12 protein-coding genes are annotated in these 15282 nt (G+C 70.6%); all 12 read right to left on the bottom strand.

The features are described 5' to 3' along the window. Positions 1-107 precede the first annotated feature (107 nt). On the bottom strand, positions 108-2294 hold the full coding sequence (locus PV734_RS05945) for a primosomal protein N' (protein WP_319288880.1): 2187 nt from the start codon (positions 2292-2294) through the stop codon (positions 108-110). Positions 2295-2550: 256 nt separating this feature from the next. Then, complete coding sequence (gene metK / locus PV734_RS05940) at positions 2551-3759, bottom strand: methionine adenosyltransferase (RefSeq protein ID WP_319093965.1); 1209 nt, start codon at positions 3757-3759, stop codon at positions 2551-2553. Between the two features lie 249 nt (positions 3760-4008). After that, complete coding sequence (coaBC, locus tag PV734_RS05935; protein ID WP_319093966.1) at positions 4009-5211, bottom strand: bifunctional phosphopantothenoylcysteine decarboxylase/phosphopantothenate--cysteine ligase CoaBC; 1203 nt, start codon at positions 5209-5211, stop codon at positions 4009-4011. A 120-nt stretch (positions 5212-5331) separates the two neighbouring features. Further along, positions 5332-5604: a DNA-directed RNA polymerase subunit omega gene (gene rpoZ, locus PV734_RS05930; protein ID WP_003982715.1), complete on the bottom strand. Its 273-nt coding sequence runs from the start codon at positions 5602-5604 to the stop codon at positions 5332-5334. Between the two features lie 37 nt (positions 5605-5641). Beyond that, positions 5642-6235, bottom strand: coding sequence for a guanylate kinase (gene gmk / locus PV734_RS05925; RefSeq protein WP_319093967.1), 594 nt, complete (start codon positions 6233-6235; stop codon positions 5642-5644). A 36-nt stretch (positions 6236-6271) separates the two neighbouring features. Beyond that, positions 6272-6595 carry an integration host factor gene (locus PV734_RS05920; protein WP_006382163.1) on the bottom strand — a complete coding sequence of 108 codons (324 nt, stop codon included), beginning with the start codon at positions 6593-6595 and terminating at the stop codon, positions 6272-6274. A 276-nt stretch (positions 6596-6871) separates the two neighbouring features. Continuing rightward, complete coding sequence (gene pyrF, locus PV734_RS05915) at positions 6872-7774, bottom strand: orotidine-5'-phosphate decarboxylase (protein ID WP_319093968.1); 903 nt, start codon at positions 7772-7774, stop codon at positions 6872-6874. After that, positions 7771-8877, bottom strand: a complete 1107-nt coding sequence (locus PV734_RS05910; protein ID WP_319093969.1) for a quinone-dependent dihydroorotate dehydrogenase — start codon at positions 8875-8877, stop codon at positions 7771-7773. The genes pyrF and PV734_RS05910 overlap by 4 nt, the downstream gene beginning before the upstream one ends. 78 nt (positions 8878-8955) lie before the next feature. Then, positions 8956-12264, bottom strand: a complete 3309-nt coding sequence (carB, locus tag PV734_RS05905; protein ID WP_319093970.1) for a carbamoyl-phosphate synthase large subunit — start codon at positions 12262-12264, stop codon at positions 8956-8958. Continuing rightward, positions 12257-13414, bottom strand: coding sequence for a glutamine-hydrolyzing carbamoyl-phosphate synthase small subunit (gene carA / locus PV734_RS05900; RefSeq protein WP_319093971.1), 1158 nt, complete (start codon positions 13412-13414; stop codon positions 12257-12259). The genes carB and carA overlap by 8 nt, the downstream gene beginning before the upstream one ends. Then, positions 13411-13998 (bottom strand): hypothetical protein, encoded by a 588-nt coding sequence (locus PV734_RS05895; protein ID WP_319093972.1) that lies wholly within the window; start codon positions 13996-13998, stop codon positions 13411-13413. Before PV734_RS05895 ends, carA begins: the two co-directional genes overlap by 4 nt. Next, entirely contained in the window at positions 13995-15281 is a 1287-nt protein-coding gene (locus PV734_RS05890) for a dihydroorotase (protein WP_319093973.1), read from the bottom strand. Before PV734_RS05890 ends, PV734_RS05895 begins: the two co-directional genes overlap by 4 nt. Position 15282: the final 1 nt, after the last annotated feature.

Below are 15282 nucleotides of genomic sequence, written 5' to 3'. Positions count from 1 at the left end.
CGGGGGTTCGGGGGCAGAGCCCCCGAGGATGGGACGGGAAGGGGCGACGGGGGCGAACCCCGCTGCCTCAGCCGCAGCAGGCGTCCGGACCGACGCCCACCCCCTTCTCACCCGATGTCGGGCGGATCGATCCGCACCCACACGCTCTCCTCCCCGCCCCGCCCCGCCCGAGCCATCCGCGCGGCCTGGGCCGACTTCAGCGCGGCGGCCAGCGCGGATCCACTCCCCGGCGGCACCCGGACCAACGCACGCTCCCAGTGCTCCCCCGGCGGCGGCGCCCCCGCCCGCCGGGGCCGTCCCGCCGCCGTGACCGGCAACGGCACCGGCCCCAACACCTGGGCATCCCCCGGGAGTTCGGCCCCAGCGAGGAATCCGGCGACGGCCTCCGCGGTTCCGGCCACGGACGCCATCCTGGACACCGGCGGAAACCCCAGCTCTGCGCGCTCCGCGAGCTCCCGCACGGCATGCCCTACGGGATCCCACCGCACCAGCGCCTGCACCGGCCGAAGGGTGGGCTCGGCGACCACGACGACCGTCCCCCCCGGCGCCCCCTCGCCCGGCCCGCCGCCCTGCCCCCGGACCAGCGCCGCAGCCGCCATCCACCGCCGCAACGCGTCCTCCCCGGCCCGCAGATCGGGCCGCCCGAGCATGGCCCAGCCGTCCAGCAGCAGGGCAGCCGCGTACCCGCCCTCCGCGACGGGCTCGGCGCCGGGCGTGCTGACGACCAGTGCGGGTGCCCCCGGCACCGTGTCCAGCACATGCTCACGTCCGGACGTCCGCACCGGCACGGCCGGAAACGCCCGGCCCAGTTCCTCGGCGGTCCGCCGCGCGCCGACGACCTGCGCACGCAGCCGGAATCCCCCGCACTCCGGGCAGTGCCAACCGGGCTCCTCCCGCCCGCACCACGCGCACCACGGCGCCCCGGCGTCCCGCGCCTCCAGCGGCCCGACGCAGTGCCGGCACCGAGCGGGTTCCCGGCACCGGGCGCAGGCCAGCCGCGGTACGTAACCCCGCCGGGGCACCTGCACCAGCACCGGTCCGTGCTTCAGCCCCTCCCGCACCGCCTGCCAGGCGAGGGTCGGCAGCCGGGCAGCCCGGGCCGCCTCGTCCCGCGCGAGATCCCCGTCGCCCACCGTCCGTACGAGCGGGGCGGCCACCCGCACCTGATCCCGCCCGGCGACCAGCGGCCGGGCCCAGCCGCTCTCGACGAGCTGCGCGGCCTCCACCGTGCAGCTCCAACTGCCCAGCAGAAACGCGCACTTGTCCTGCGCGGCCCGCAGCAGCAGCACTTCGCGGGCATGTGGCTGCGGGGCATGCGGCTCACTGTGGCTGTCGTCGCCGTCGTCCCAGATCGCGACCAGCCCCAGATCCGGGACGGGCGCGAACATGGCGGCCCGGGTCCCGACCACGGCCCGTACGGAGCCCCGCCGCACGGCGAGCCACTCCCGGTACCGCTTCTCGGGCCCGGCGTCGGCGGTGAGCACCGCGTGCCGCCCCTCCCCCAGCACAGACGTCAGAGCGGCGTCGACGCGCGCGACGGCGCGTCCGTCCGGCACGACCACGAGCGCCCCGCGTCCGGAGGCGAGCGTCGCTCCGACGGCCCGCGCCAGCTCCTCGCTCCACTGCGGCCCGGGCAGCGCGTTCCACACGGCACGCGGCGCGCCCCCGGTGGCCAGCGCCTCGAGAAACGCGCCCCCTCGCTCGTACCGCCCCCAGGACCCGGGGTCCGGCGCCCCGGCCGCCGGCAGGGCCGCCGGGGAGGCCGACTTCTCCGCGCGAGAGTTCCGAGGCGGTACGGCCAGTTGCAGCACGTCGGCGAGGCTTCCCGCGTACCGGTCGGCGACAGCCCGAGCCAACGACAGCAGTTCCTCGCTCAGCACGACCTCGGGCGACACGACCTGTGCGAGTGCGGCCAACGGCCCCGAGTAGTCGGATTCGGCCAGACGCGCGACGAGGAACCCGTCGATCAGCCCCCCGCCCTCACGGCGCCCGTCCCGCACCCGATGCCGCCCGGCTCCGAACCTGACCCGGACACGCACCCCGGGCTGGGCATCCGCATCGAGTTCCTCGGGCACGGCATAGTCGAAGTACCGGTCGAGATGCAGCACACCCTTGTCGACAAGCACCCGTGCGACCGGCAGGTCCTTGGCCAGCGCGGCCCCCCGCCAGGTCCGTGGCTTGGCCCGCGGGATCTTGGCCTGCCGCACACTCTCCCGAATCAACGCAAGCTGCTCGGGCGGCGCCCCTTCGGCCCCGCGGTCCCCGCCGCTCCCCTGCCCGTTCTCGCTGCTCACACCTGCATTCTTACCAAACGCCACTGACAACAGGCGGCGCTCGAACTCCCGAGATCAAGTCGGCAGCGGCACGAAATCCCAGATTCACCGTACGCCCGGGGGACGCACTCCACCGAAGTAACCGCGGCCTGCGCACCGGGAGATCACCACGGTACGAGGCGGCCCCCCACCCCGCCGGCCGATTTCCGGCACGGCAGAGCCCGGCGCCCCTGTGGGACACCGGGCTCGACAACCGAGGGCGGTCCGGCCGCGGGTCCTACAGGCCGGCAGCCTTGCGCAGCGCCTCCACCCGGTCCGTCCGCTCCCACGTGAAGTCGGGCAGCTCGCGGCCGAAGTGACCGTACGCCGCAGTCTGGGCGTAGATCGGGCGCAGCAGGTCGAGGTCGCGGATGATCGCGGCGGGGCGGAGGTCGAAGACCGTCGTGATCGCGGCCTCGATCTTCTCGGCGTCGACCTTGGCCGTGCCGAAGGTCTCCACGAACAGGCCCACCGGCTCGGCCTTGCCGATCGCGTACGCGACCTGGACCTCGCAGCGCGAGGCCAGGCCGGCGGCGACGACGTTCTTCGCGACCCAGCGCATCGCGTAGGCGGCGGAGCGGTCGACCTTGGACGGGTCCTTGCCCGAGAAGGCACCGCCGCCGTGACGGGCCATGCCGCCGTACGTGTCGATGATGATCTTGCGGCCGGTGAGGCCCGCGTCGCCCATCGGGCCGCCGATCTCGAAGCGGCCGGTGGGGTTGACCAGCAGGCGGTAGCCCTCGGTCTCCAGCTTGATGCCGTCGTCGAGGAGAGCCTTCAGCTCCGCCTCCACGACGAACTCGCGGATGTCCGGAGCGAGGAGGGAGTCCAGATCGATGTCGCTCGCGTGCTGCGAGGAGACGACGACCGTGTCCAGGCGAACCGGCTTGTCACCGTCGTACTCGATGGTGACCTGGGTCTTGCCGTCGGGACGCAGGTACGGGATCGTCCCGTTCTTGCGGACCTCGGACAGACGGCGCGAGAGACGGTGCGCGAGGTGGATCGGGAGCGGCATCAGCTCCGGAGTCTCGTCCGTCGCGTAGCCGAACATCAGGCCCTGGTCGCCGGCGCCCTGCTTGTCGAGCTCGTCCTCGTCGCCCTCGACGCGCTGCTCGTACGCCGTGTCGACGCCCTGGGCGATGTCCGGCGACTGTGAGCCGATCGACACCGACACGCCACAGGAGGCGCCGTCGAAGCCCTTCTTCGAGGAGTCGTAGCCGATCTCGAGGATCTTGTCGCGCACCAGTTGCGGGATGGGCGCGTAGGCCTTGGTGGTGACCTCACCGGCCACATGGACCAGACCGGTGGTGATCAGCGTCTCGACGGCGACTCGGGACGTGGGGTCTTCGCGCAGAAGCGCGTCGAGAATCGTGTCGCTGATCTGGTCAGCGATCTTGTCGGGGTGACCTTCGGTCACGGACTCCGAGGTGAAAAGGCGACGGGACACAACGCTCCCTGTGGTTGCAGCGGCTGCTGGCTGATCATTGGCGGACGACTCGGGAGCTGCGCCCGGTGCCGTCCGAGAACACTTTATCGGTCACACTCGTCGATCGGCCCCTCCGTCTCGACTCTCGGAAGCGCCGTGACCTGCGGCACGGGCATTCTGCCCAGTCACAGGCGCGCTGCGCCAGGGTCGCCACGCCCCGAAGTACGAGGTGGGAGGGATGTCAGGTGGCTGCCGGGACGGCGGAATCCTTCACTCGAGACGACGGGCGACCAGATCCCACACGATGTCGGCCAACGCCTCCTTCGGCCCGTGCGGCACCTGGGTCTCGCTGCCGTCGGCGCCCAGCACCACCGCTTCGTTCTCCTCGGACCCGAAGGTGCGGCGCTCGCCCACCTCGTTGACGACCAGCAGGTCGCATCCCTTGCGTCGGAGCTTCGTACGGCCGTTGGCGAGGACGTCGTCCGTCTCGGCGGCGAAGCCGACGACGATCTGACCCGTCCGGGCCCGGTCTGCCGAGATCTCCGCGAGAATGTCCGGATTCCGGACCAGGGTGACGGGTTCGGGGTCCTCGCCGTCCTTCTTCTTGATCTTTCCGGCCGCGTAGGCCGCCGGGCGGAAGTCCGCGACCGCGGCGGCCATCACCACGGCGTCGGCGTCCGCGGCCGCCTTCAGGACGGCCTCGCGCAGTTGGACGGCCGTCCCCACGGGCACGACGTCCACGCCCGCCGGGTCCGGCAGGGCGGTGTTCGCGGCGAGCAGCGTGACCCGGGCGCCGCGCGCGGCAGCCGTACGGGCGAGTGCGTACCCCTGTTTGCCGGAGGAGCGGTTACCGAGGAAGCGGACCGGGTCGAGGGGCTCACGGGTGCCGCCGGCGCTGACGACGACGTGCCGCCCGACGAGGTCGGGTTCCGTCACGCCCCGGGCCAGCACCCTGCGGCAGACCTCGAAGATCTCGGCCGGGTCGGGCAGGCGCCCCTTGCCCGTGTCGACGCCGGTGAGGCGCCCGACGGCCGGTTCGACGACCAGGGCGCCGCGGCGGCGCAGCGTCGCCACGTTGTCCCGTGTGGCCGGGTGTTCCCACATCTCCGTGTGCATGGCGGGCGCGAAGACGACGGGACACCGGGCGGTGAGGAGGGTGTTGGTGAGCAGGTCGTCGGCGAGGCCGTGGGCCGCCTTGGCGAGCATGTCGGCGGTCGCCGGGGCCACGACGACCAGATCCGCCTGCTGGCCGATGCGGACGTGCGGGACCTCGTGGACTTCGTCCCAGACCTCCGTGGAGACGGGGTGGCCGGAGAGCGCGGACCAGGTCGCGGCGCCGACGAAGTGCAGGGCCGAGGCGGTCGGGACGACACGGACGTCGTGACCCGACTCCGTCAGCCTCCGAAGCAGCTCACAGGCCTTGTACGCGGCGATGCCGCCACTGACCCCCAGTACGACCTTCGGCTTGCCCACCGGGCCTCCCCTGACTCGATACGCGACGCGGCACCTGACTCGGTACGGGTCTATGACACACCACAGGCCCGACAGTCGGGCTGTCGGGCCTGTGGATAAGTCAACCAAAAGTTGAAAATACTACTGCGCGGGGCCCTCAACGGCCTCGGACGTCAGCAGACCCGCGTTGATCTCACGCAGGGCGATAGAGAGCGGCTTCTCGTGGACGTGGGTGTCCACGAGCGGACCGACGTACTCAAGGAGGCCCTCGCCGAGCTGCGAGTAGTACGCGTTGATCTGGCGGGCACGCTTGGCCGCGTAGATCACCAGGCTGTACTTCGAGTCGGTGGCTTCGAGAAGCTCGTCGATCGGAGGGTTGATGATGCCCTCGGGCGCAGTGATGGAAGAGGACACGCTCTGCCTTCCGAAAGGGGGATGGGATCGAAAACGATCACACAACTTCCATCAAGGCTAGCAGCTCGCGCGCCACGTCCTCGACGGAGGTGTTGACCAGGGTCTCGTCGAACTCGGGCTCGGCGGCCAGTTCGATCTTGGCCGCCTCCAGGCGGCGTTCGATCACCTCGGGCGATTCGGTGCCCCGCCCGGTCAGTCTGCGCACCAGCTCCTCCCAGGAGGGAGGAGCCAGGAACACCAGCAGGGCGTCCGCCATGGACTCACGGACCTGCCGGGCGCCCTGGAGATCGATCTCCAGGAGGACCGACTCGCCGGACTCCAGCCGCTCCAGCACAGCCGCACGCGGCGTGCCGTAGCGGTTGCCGGCGAACTCGGCCCACTCCAGGAGCTCGCCATTGGCGATCAGCTTGTCCATCTCCTCGTCGGTGACGAAGAAGTAGTGGACGCCGTGTCGCTCACCGGGGCGTGGCTTACGGGTCGTCGCCGACACCGACAGCCACACCTCGGGGTGTGCCTTGCGCATATGTACGACGACCGTGCTCTTGCCGACACCCGAAGGGCCGGAGAGCACGGTCAGCCGCGGACGTACGTCCGGGGGCTCGGGGGTCGTCCCCCGGAATGTTGCAGCCATACGGCGATTATTCCAGGAATCCCGGGGTGCCAGGACTCAGGAGCCGGTGCTGCCGAACTCGCGCTCCAAGGAGGCGATCTGATTGGACCCCAGGCCTCGCACTCGGCGGCTCTCGGAGATGCCGAGTCGCTCCATGATCTGCTTGGCGCGGACCTTGCCCACGCCCGGGAGCGACTCGAGCAGGGCGGAGACCTTCATCTTGCCGATGACGTCGTTCTCCCGGCCCTGCTTGATGACCTCGTGAAGAGAGGCGCCGGAGTGCTTGAGTCGATTCTTGACCTCGGCCCGCTCCCGGCGAGCCGCGGCGGCCTTTTCGAGCGCGGCAGCGCGCTGTTCAGGGGTAAGGGGCGGAAGAGCCACGCCTACGTCACCTCGGATGTCGAACTGTCGGATACGGACCGGTGAGGAAGCTAATCGCCCCTCACCTGGTGAGCTACGAACAACATGCTCGCTCGTTGACTCTCGTCGGAGACTAGCGGCCAAGTCCGCCAGAGTCAGCGAGAACAGCGGAAAAGTCCTGGTCAGCCTTTGCCAGGTGGGACATTTCGGTCAAACTGACCTGGATTTGAGAATGTATTCAGTCTCAAGGCGTCCTGAAGTCAGTCATCGGATGACTCCGCCGAACTGTACGAATCCTCAGGTGGCGGCGACAGCGGCCCTGATCTCGTCCGCGAAGCGGTCCGACGCGTCCCGCAGCGCGACGACTCCGGGACCGTGACGCAGAACACCTCGGCTGACGTTCGGAACCACGTTGCGCAGCGCCGGCCCGAACACCGCGCGGAGATCCGCCGGGGTCGCCCCCTGCGCACCGACTCCGGGCGCCAGGAGCGGCCCGTTGATGTCGAGGTCGTAGGACGAGAGGTCGCCGAGGGTGGCCCCGACGACCGCGCCGAAGGAGCCCATGGGCCGCTCCCCCGCGTTCTCGGCGGCGAGGTACGCCAGCATGGTCGCGCCGACGTTCAGGCCGTCCTCGCGGACCGCGTGCTGCACCTGACCGCCCTCGGGGTTGGAGGTCAGCGCCAGCACGAACAGGCCCGCGCCGCTCTCCCGCGCGAGGTCGACCGCCGGCTGCAGCGAGCCGTAGCCGAGATACGGCGAGACGGTGAGCGCGTCCGAGAACAGCGGGGCGCCCTTCTCCAGGAAGGCTTCGGCGTACGCGGCCATGGTGGAGCCGATGTCGCCGCGTTTGGCGTCCATCACGACCAGCGTGCCTGCCTCCCGCGCCTCCTGGACCGTCCTCTCCAGTACGGCGACCCCGCGCGACCCGAAGCGCTCGAAGAACGCGCTCTGCGGCTTCATCACCGCGACCCGCCCGGCCAGCGCCTCGACGACCGTGCGACTGAACCGCTCCAGGCCGGCGACGTCGTCGTTCAGCCCCCAGTCGTGGAGCAGTGAGGCGTGCGGATCGATGCCGACGCAGAGCGGGCCACGCTCGTCCATGGCGCGGCGCAGACGGGCACCGAAGGGTTCTCCAGAAAGGTTCTGCGGCCCGGAGGGCCCCGTTGAGGGGCGGTGGTCGGGCGACGGGTGGGCTGTCATACGGTCTTCCTCACGTCGGCGCCGACCGCGTCGGCGAGGGTGGCGTACGGGCTCGTACGGAGGCGGGCGGCGAGCCCCTTGTGGACGGCACGTCCCCAGAAAGGCCCCTCGTACACGAAGGCGCTGTAGCCCTGTACGAGCGTGGCACCGGCCAGGATGCGCTGCCAGGCGTCCTCGGCGTTCTCGATGCCGCCGACGCCCACCAGGGTGATCCGGTCGCCCACGCGCGCGTAGAGGCGGCTCAGCACCTCCAGGGAGCGTGCCTTCAGGGGTGCGCCGGAGAGGCCGCCGGTCTCCTTCACCAGGGTGGGTTCGGAGGTCAGACCGAGCCCCTCGCGCGCGATGGTGGTGTTCGTGGCGATGATCCCGTCCAGGCCGAGCTCGACGGCGAGGTCGGCCACGGCGTCCACGTCCTCGTCGGCGAGGTCGGGCGCGATCTTCACCAGCAGCGGGACACGGCGCGCGGTCACCGTACGGTCGGCGGCCTCGCGTACGGCGGTCAGCAGCGGGCGCAGCGCCTCGGTGGCCTGGAGATTGCGCAGGCCGGGCGTGTTGGGCGAGCTGACGTTGACGACGAGGTAGTCGGCGTACGCGGCGAGCCGCTCGGCCGATTTCACGTAGTCGGCGACGGCCTCGTCCTCGGGGACGACCTTGGTCTTGCCGATGTTGACGCCGACGACGGTTCGGAAGACCGCCTCCCGGCTCGCCAGACGGGCCGCCACGGCCAGCGAACCCTCGTTGTTGAACCCCATGCGGTTGACGAGCGCCCGGTCCGGCACAAGGCGGAACAGCCGCTTCTTGGAGTTGCCCGGCTGCGGCTCCCCCGTGACCGTGCCGATCTCGACGTGGTCGAAGCCGAGCATCGACATCCCGTCGATCGCGACCGCGTTCTTGTCGAAGCCGGCCGCGAGCCCGAAGGGCCCGTGCATCCGCAGCCCGAAGGCCTCGGTGCGCAGCTCCTCGTACCGGGGCGCGAGGGCGGCGGCGACGAACGTCCGCAGCACGGGGACGCGGGCGGCCAGGCGGATCCAGCGGAAGGCCAGGTGGTGGGCCTCTTCGGGGTCCATCCGTTTGAAGACCAGACGGAAGAAAAGTTTGTACATGGTGATGTCCTCGCTACGGCCTCGCGGTGAGGCCTCATGAAGAGGGGGACACCGTTTCCGGTGTCCCCCTCAAGGCCGCTAGTCGCGGGCCGCGGTCAGATGTTCGGCGTGTTCCTGGAGCGAACGCACGCCCACGTCACCGTGTTTGAGGGCGTCGATGCCCTGGACCGCCGCGGCGAGCGCCTGGACCGTCGTCAGGCAGGGCACGGACCGCGCCACGGCCGCCGTACGGATCTCGTAGCCGTCGAGGCGGCCTCCGGTGCCGTACGGGGTGTTGACGATGAGGTCGACCTCGCCGTCGTGGATGAGCTGGACGATGGTCTTCTCGCCGTTCGGGCCGGTGCCCTCGGACTGCTTGCGGACGATCTTCGCGTTGAGCCCGTTGCGCTTGAGGACCTCGGCCGTGCCGGAGGTGGCGAGGAGTTCGAAGCCGTGGGCGACCAGTTCGCGGGCCGGGAAGATCATGGAACGCTTGTCCCGGTTGGCCACCGAGATGAAGGCGCGACCCTTGGTCGGCAGCGGGCCGTACGCCCCGGCCTGCGACTTGGCGTACGCCGTGCCGAAGACGGAGTCGATGCCCATGACCTCGCCGGTGGAGCGCATCTCCGGGCCGAGCACGGTGTCGACGCCGCGACCGGAGGTGTCCCGGAAGCGGTTCCACGGCATGACGGCCTCCTTGACGGAGATCGGCGCGTCCAGCGGCAGTTCGCCGCCGTCACCGGTCGCCGGCAGCAGTCCCTCGGCCCGCAGTTCGGCGACGGTCGCGCCGAGCGAGATCCGGGCGGCGGCCTTCGCCAACGGCACCGCGGTCGCCTTGGAGGTGAAGGGGACCGTACGGGACGCGCGCGGGTTGGCCTCCAGGACGTAGAGGATGTCGCCGGCCATCGCGAACTGGATGTTGATCAGACCCCGGACGCCGACCCCGCGCGCGATGGCCTCGGTCGAGGTCCGCAGCCGCTTGATGTCGAAGCCGCCCAGCGTGATCGGGGGCAGCGCGCACGCCGAGTCGCCGGAGTGGATACCGGCCTCCTCGATGTGCTCCATGACGCCACCGAGGTACAGCTCCTGGCCGTCGTAGAGAGCGTCGACGTCGATCTCGATCGCGTCGTCGAGGAAACGGTCGACCAGGACCGGCCGGGAGGGGCTGATCTCGGTGGACTCGGCGATGTAGGAGGACAGCCGGGTCTCGTCGTACACGATCTCCATGCCGCGCCCGCCGAGGACGTAGGACGGGCGTACGAGGACCGGGTAGCCGATCTCGTCCGCGATCGCCTTGGCCTCGGTGAAGGTGGTCGCCGTGCCGTGCTTGGGGGCCGGGAGGCCGGCCTCCGCGAGGACGCGGCCGAAGGCGCCCCGGTCCTCGGCGGCGTGGATGGCCTCGGGCGGGGTGCCCACGACCGGTACGCCGTTGTCCTTGAGGGCCTGCGCGAGGCCCAGCGGGGTCTGGCCGCCGAGCTGGACGATGACGCCCGCGATCGGGCCCGCCAGGGACTCCGCGTGGACGATCTCCAGCACGTCTTCCAGCGTCAGCGGCTCGAAGTACAGACGGTCGGAGGTGTCGTAGTCCGTGGAGACGGTCTCGGGGTTGCAGTTGACCATCACGGTCTCGTAGCCCGCGTCGCTCAGGGCGAAGGAGGCGTGGACACAGGAGTAGTCGAACTCGATGCCCTGGCCGATGCGGTTGGGTCCTGAGCCGAGGATGATGACGGCCGGCTTCTCGCGCGCCGCGACCTCCGTCTCCTCGTCGTACGAGGAGTAGAAGTACGGCGTCTTCGCCGCGAACTCGGCGGCGCAGGTGTCGACCGTCTTGTACACCGGGCGTACGCCCAGCGCGTGCCGCACCTCGCGCACGACGTCCTCGCGCAGGCCCCGGATCTCGGCGATCTGCTGGTCGGAGAAGCCGTGCCGCTTGGCCTCGGCCAGGAGTTCGGGGTCCAGGCGCTCCGCCTCGGTCAGCTCGTCCGCGATCTCCTTGATCAGGAACAGCTGGTCGACGAACCACGGGTCGATCTTCGTGGCGTCGAAGACCTCCTCGGGCGTGGCGCCCGCGCGGATGGCCTGCATGACGGTGTTGATGCGCCCGTCGGTCGGCCGTACGGACTCCGTCAGCAGCTCGGCCTTGTCGCCGGGCTCGCCGACGAAGGTGAACTGGCTGCCCTTCTTCTCCAGCGACCGCAGCGCCTTCTGCAGAGCCTCGGTGAAGTTGCGGCCGATGGCCATGGCCTCGCCGACCGACTTCATGGTCGTGGTGAGGGTGGAGTCGGCGGACGGGAACTTCTCGAAAGCGAACCGGGGAGCCTTGACGACGACGTAGTCGAGCGTCGGCTCGAAGGAGGCCGGGGTCTTCTCCGTGATGTCGTTCGGGATCTCGTCGAGGGTGTAGCCGACGGCCAGCTTGGCAGCGATCTTGGCGATCGGGAAGCCGGTCGCCTTGGAGGCGAGGGCCGAGGAACGCGACACGCGCGGGTTCATCTCGATGACGATGACGCGGCCGTCGTCCGGGTTGATCGCGAACTGGATGTTGCAGCCGCCGGTGTCGACCCCGACCTCGCGGATGATCGCGATGCCGATGTCGCGCAGGCGCTGGTACTCGCGGTCGGTCAGCGTCATCGAGGGCGCGACGGTGATGGAGTCGCCGGTGTGCACGCCCATGGGGTCGAAGTTCTCGATGGAGCAGACGACCACGACGTTGTCGTTCTTGTCGCGCATCAGCTCCAGCTCGTACTCCTTCCAGCCGAGGATGGACTCCTCCAGGAGCACCTCGGTGGTGGGAGACAGGGTCAGGCCCTGGCCGGCGATACGGCGCAGCTCCTCCTCGTCGTGGGCGAAGCCGGAGCCGGCGCCGCCCATGGTGAAGGAGGGCCGGACGACGACGGGGTAGCCGCCGAGCGTGTCGACGCCCGCGATCACGTCGTCCATGGTGTGGCAGATGACCGAACGGGCGGACTCGCCGTGCCCGATCTTCGCGCGGACGGCTTCGACGACGCCCTTGAAGAGGTCGCGGTCCTCACCCTTGTTGATCGCCTCGACGTTGGCGCCGATCAGCTCGACACCGTACTTCTCCAGCACTCCCTGCTCGTGCATGGAGATCGCGGTGTTCAGGGCCGTCTGGCCGCCCAGGGTGGGCAGGAGGGCGTCGGGACGCTCCTTGGCGATGATCTTCTCGACGAACTCGGGGGTGATCGGCTCGACATAGGTGGCGTCGGCGATCTCCGGGTCGGTCATGATCGTCGCCGGGTTGGAGTTGACGAGGATGACCCGCAGGCCCTCGGCACGCAGGATGCGGCACGCCTGGGTCCCGGAGTAGTCGAACTCGGCGGCCTGTCCGATGACGATCGGGCCGGAGCCGATGACCAGGACTGACTGGATATCGGTGCGCTTAGGCACGCTGGCCCTCCATCTGGACTGTGCTCATCAAAGACGTGAAGCGGTCGAACAGGTAAGCGGCGTCGTGCGGGCCCGCCGCCGCCTCGGGGTGGTACTGGACGCTGAACGCGGGCCGGTCGAGCAGCTGCAGCCCTTCCACGACCTGGTCGTTCAGACAGACGTGCGAGACCTCGGCGCGGCCGTACGGCGTCTCGGAGACCCGGTCGAGCGGCGCGTCCACGGCGAAGCCGTGGTTGTGGGCGGTGACCTCGACCTTGCCGGTCGTACGGTCCTGCACGGGCTGGTTGATGCCCCGGTGGCCGTACTTCAGCTTGTACGTGCCGAAGCCGAGCGCGCGTCCCAGGATCTGGTTGCCGAAGCAGATGCCGAAGAGCGGCGTGCCGCGCTCCAGTACCGCCCGCATCAGGGCGACCGGGTGGTCCGCGGTCGACGGGTCGCCGGGGCCGTTGGAGAAGAACACCCCGTCGGGGTTGACCGCGTACACGTCCTCCACGGTCGCCGTGGCGGGCAGTACGTGCACCTCGATGCCGCGCTCGGCCATCCGGTGCGGGGTCATGCCCTTGATGCCGAGGTCGACGGCGGCGACGGTGAACTTCTTCTCACCGATCGCGGGGACGACGTACGTCTCCTTGGTGGCGACCTCGGCCGAGAGGTCGGCGCCCGTCATCTCCGGGGCCTGGCGCACCTCGGCGAGCATCGCCGCGTCGTCGGGCAGCGCGTCGCCGGAGAAGATGCCGACGCGCATGGCGCCGCGTTCCCGGAGATGACGCGTCAACGCGCGCGTGTCGACGCCGGAGACGCCGACCACGCCCTGCTCACGCAGCTCCTCGTCGAGGGACCGCCGGGAGCGCCAGTTGGAGGGCACGCGCGCGGGGTCCCGTACGACGTAGCCCGCGACCCAGATCCGCTGCGACTCGGGGTCCTCGTCGTTGACGCCGGTGTTGCCGACGTGCGGGGCGGTCATCACGACCACCTGGCGGTGGTACGACGGGTCGGTGAGGGTCTCCTGGTAGCCGGTCATGCCGGTGGAGAAGACGGCCTCTCCGAAGGTCACCCCCACGGCCCCGTAGGCACGGCCGCGGAAGATCCGGCCGTCCTCCAGGACGAGTACGGCGGGAGTCTTGGTGGCTCCCCGGGTGGAGGTCGTCATCGTGCGCCTTCCGTTTCCGTCGTCTTGTTGATCATCTGGTTGAGCGTCCGGACCCACTCGTTGTGCTCGGCCGCGCGGTCCGAGCGGAAGCCGGAGTCGAGCAGCTTGCCGCCGTGTTCCCAGGTGACGACCAGCAGGCCGCCCTCGGAGAGGACCTTCCCCGCGATGCCCTTGTCGAGCCGGGCCTCGCGCAGGGCCTCCAGGGGGACGTAGAAGTCGGCCGCGCCGGGGCGTACGACATCCAGTCCCGCGTCCGTCAGTGTCAGCTCGACCCGGCTACGGGTGCCGAGGCCGTGCGCCACGATGCGGTCGAGCCACTGGCCCGCGGTGGTGGAGCCGTGGTAGCGGCCGCTCATCGACAGCACGGTCAGTCTCGCGGCACCGGGCTCATCCGGCGCGACAGGCAGCTCGGGCAGGTCGCTCTGGAGCGTGCCGCGCCACTTCCAGCCCTCGCGCATCAGCCAGTAGATGAGGGCGACGAAGAGCGCGAGCCCCACCAGCCAGCCCACGCGGGCGGCCCAGTCGGTCACCTCCGCCGACTTCTGTTCGGCGGCGACGTACGTCAAATGCGGCAGTGATGTCACGCGAGCTTCCCGTCGACGAGCGTGGCCCTGCCCCGGAGCCACGTGTGCGTGACACGGCCCGGCAGCTCACGCCCCTCGTACGGGGTGTTGCGGCTGCGGGAGGCGAAGCCCGCGGGGTCCACGGACCCACGGTATGCCGTGTCGACGAGCGTGAGGTTGGCGGGCTCACCTGCCGAGACGGGGCGGCCGTGGCCCGTTGCCCGCCCGATGCGCGCGGGGGCGAAGGACATCCGGTCGGCTACGGTCGCCCAGTCCAGCAGTCCGGTGTCCACCATCGTCTCCTGGACCACTGACAACGCGGTCTCCAGGCCGACCATGCCCATGGCGGCGGCGGCCCACTCGCAGTCCTTGTCCTCGTGCGGGTGCGGGGCGTGGTCGGTGGCGACGATGTCGATCGTGCCGTCGGCGAGCGCCTCGCGCAGGGCCAGCACGTCGCGCTCGGTGCGCAGCGGCGGGTTGACCTTGTAGACCGGGTTGTACGTGCGGACCAGCTCGTCGGTGAGGAGGAGGTGGTGCGGGGTCACCTCGGCGGTGACGTCGATGCCCCGGGACTTGGCCCAGCGGACGATCTCGACGGACCCGGCGGTCGAGAGGTGGCAGATGTGGACGCGGGAGCCCACGTGCTCGGCGAGCAGCACATCGCGCGCGATGACCGACTCCTCGGCCACGGCGGGCCAGCCCCCGAGCCCCAGCTCGGCCGACACGACGCCCTCGTTCATCTGGGCGCCCTCGGTCAGCCGCGGCTCCTGCGCGTGCTGGGCGACGACCCCGCCGAAGGCCTTCACGTACTCCAGGGCGCGCCGCATGATCACGGCGTCGTCGACGCACTTGCCGTCGTCGGAGAAGACGGTGACACCGGCGGCCGACTCGTGCATGGCGCCCAGTTCGGCGAGCTTCTTGCCCTCCAGGCCGACGGTGACGGCGCCGATGGGCTGGACGTCGCAGTAGCCGTGCTCCTGCCCGAGCCGGTAGACCTGCTCGACCACACCGGCGGTGTCGGCGACCGGGAAGGTGTTGGCCATGGCGAACACGGCCGTGTAGCCGCCGCTCGCCGCGGCCCGGGTCCCGGTCAGGACGGTCTCGGAGTCCTCGCGCCCGGGCTCGCGCAGATGCGTGTGCAGGTCGACGAGCCCCGGCAGCAGCACCTTGCCGTCGGCGTCGACGACCTCGGCGCCCTCGGCGGACAGCCCGGCCCCGACAGCGGTGATGGTCTCGCCCTCGATCAGGACGTCCTGCGGCTCGCCACCGAGCACCCGCGCACCACGAATAAGGATCTTGCCCATG

This window comes from Streptomyces sp. AK08-02 (assembly GCF_033795085.1).
GTDB lineage: Bacteria > Actinomycetota > Actinomycetes > Streptomycetales > Streptomycetaceae > Streptomyces > Streptomyces echiniscabiei.
This window is presented reverse-complemented; position numbering and strand designations above follow the sequence as displayed.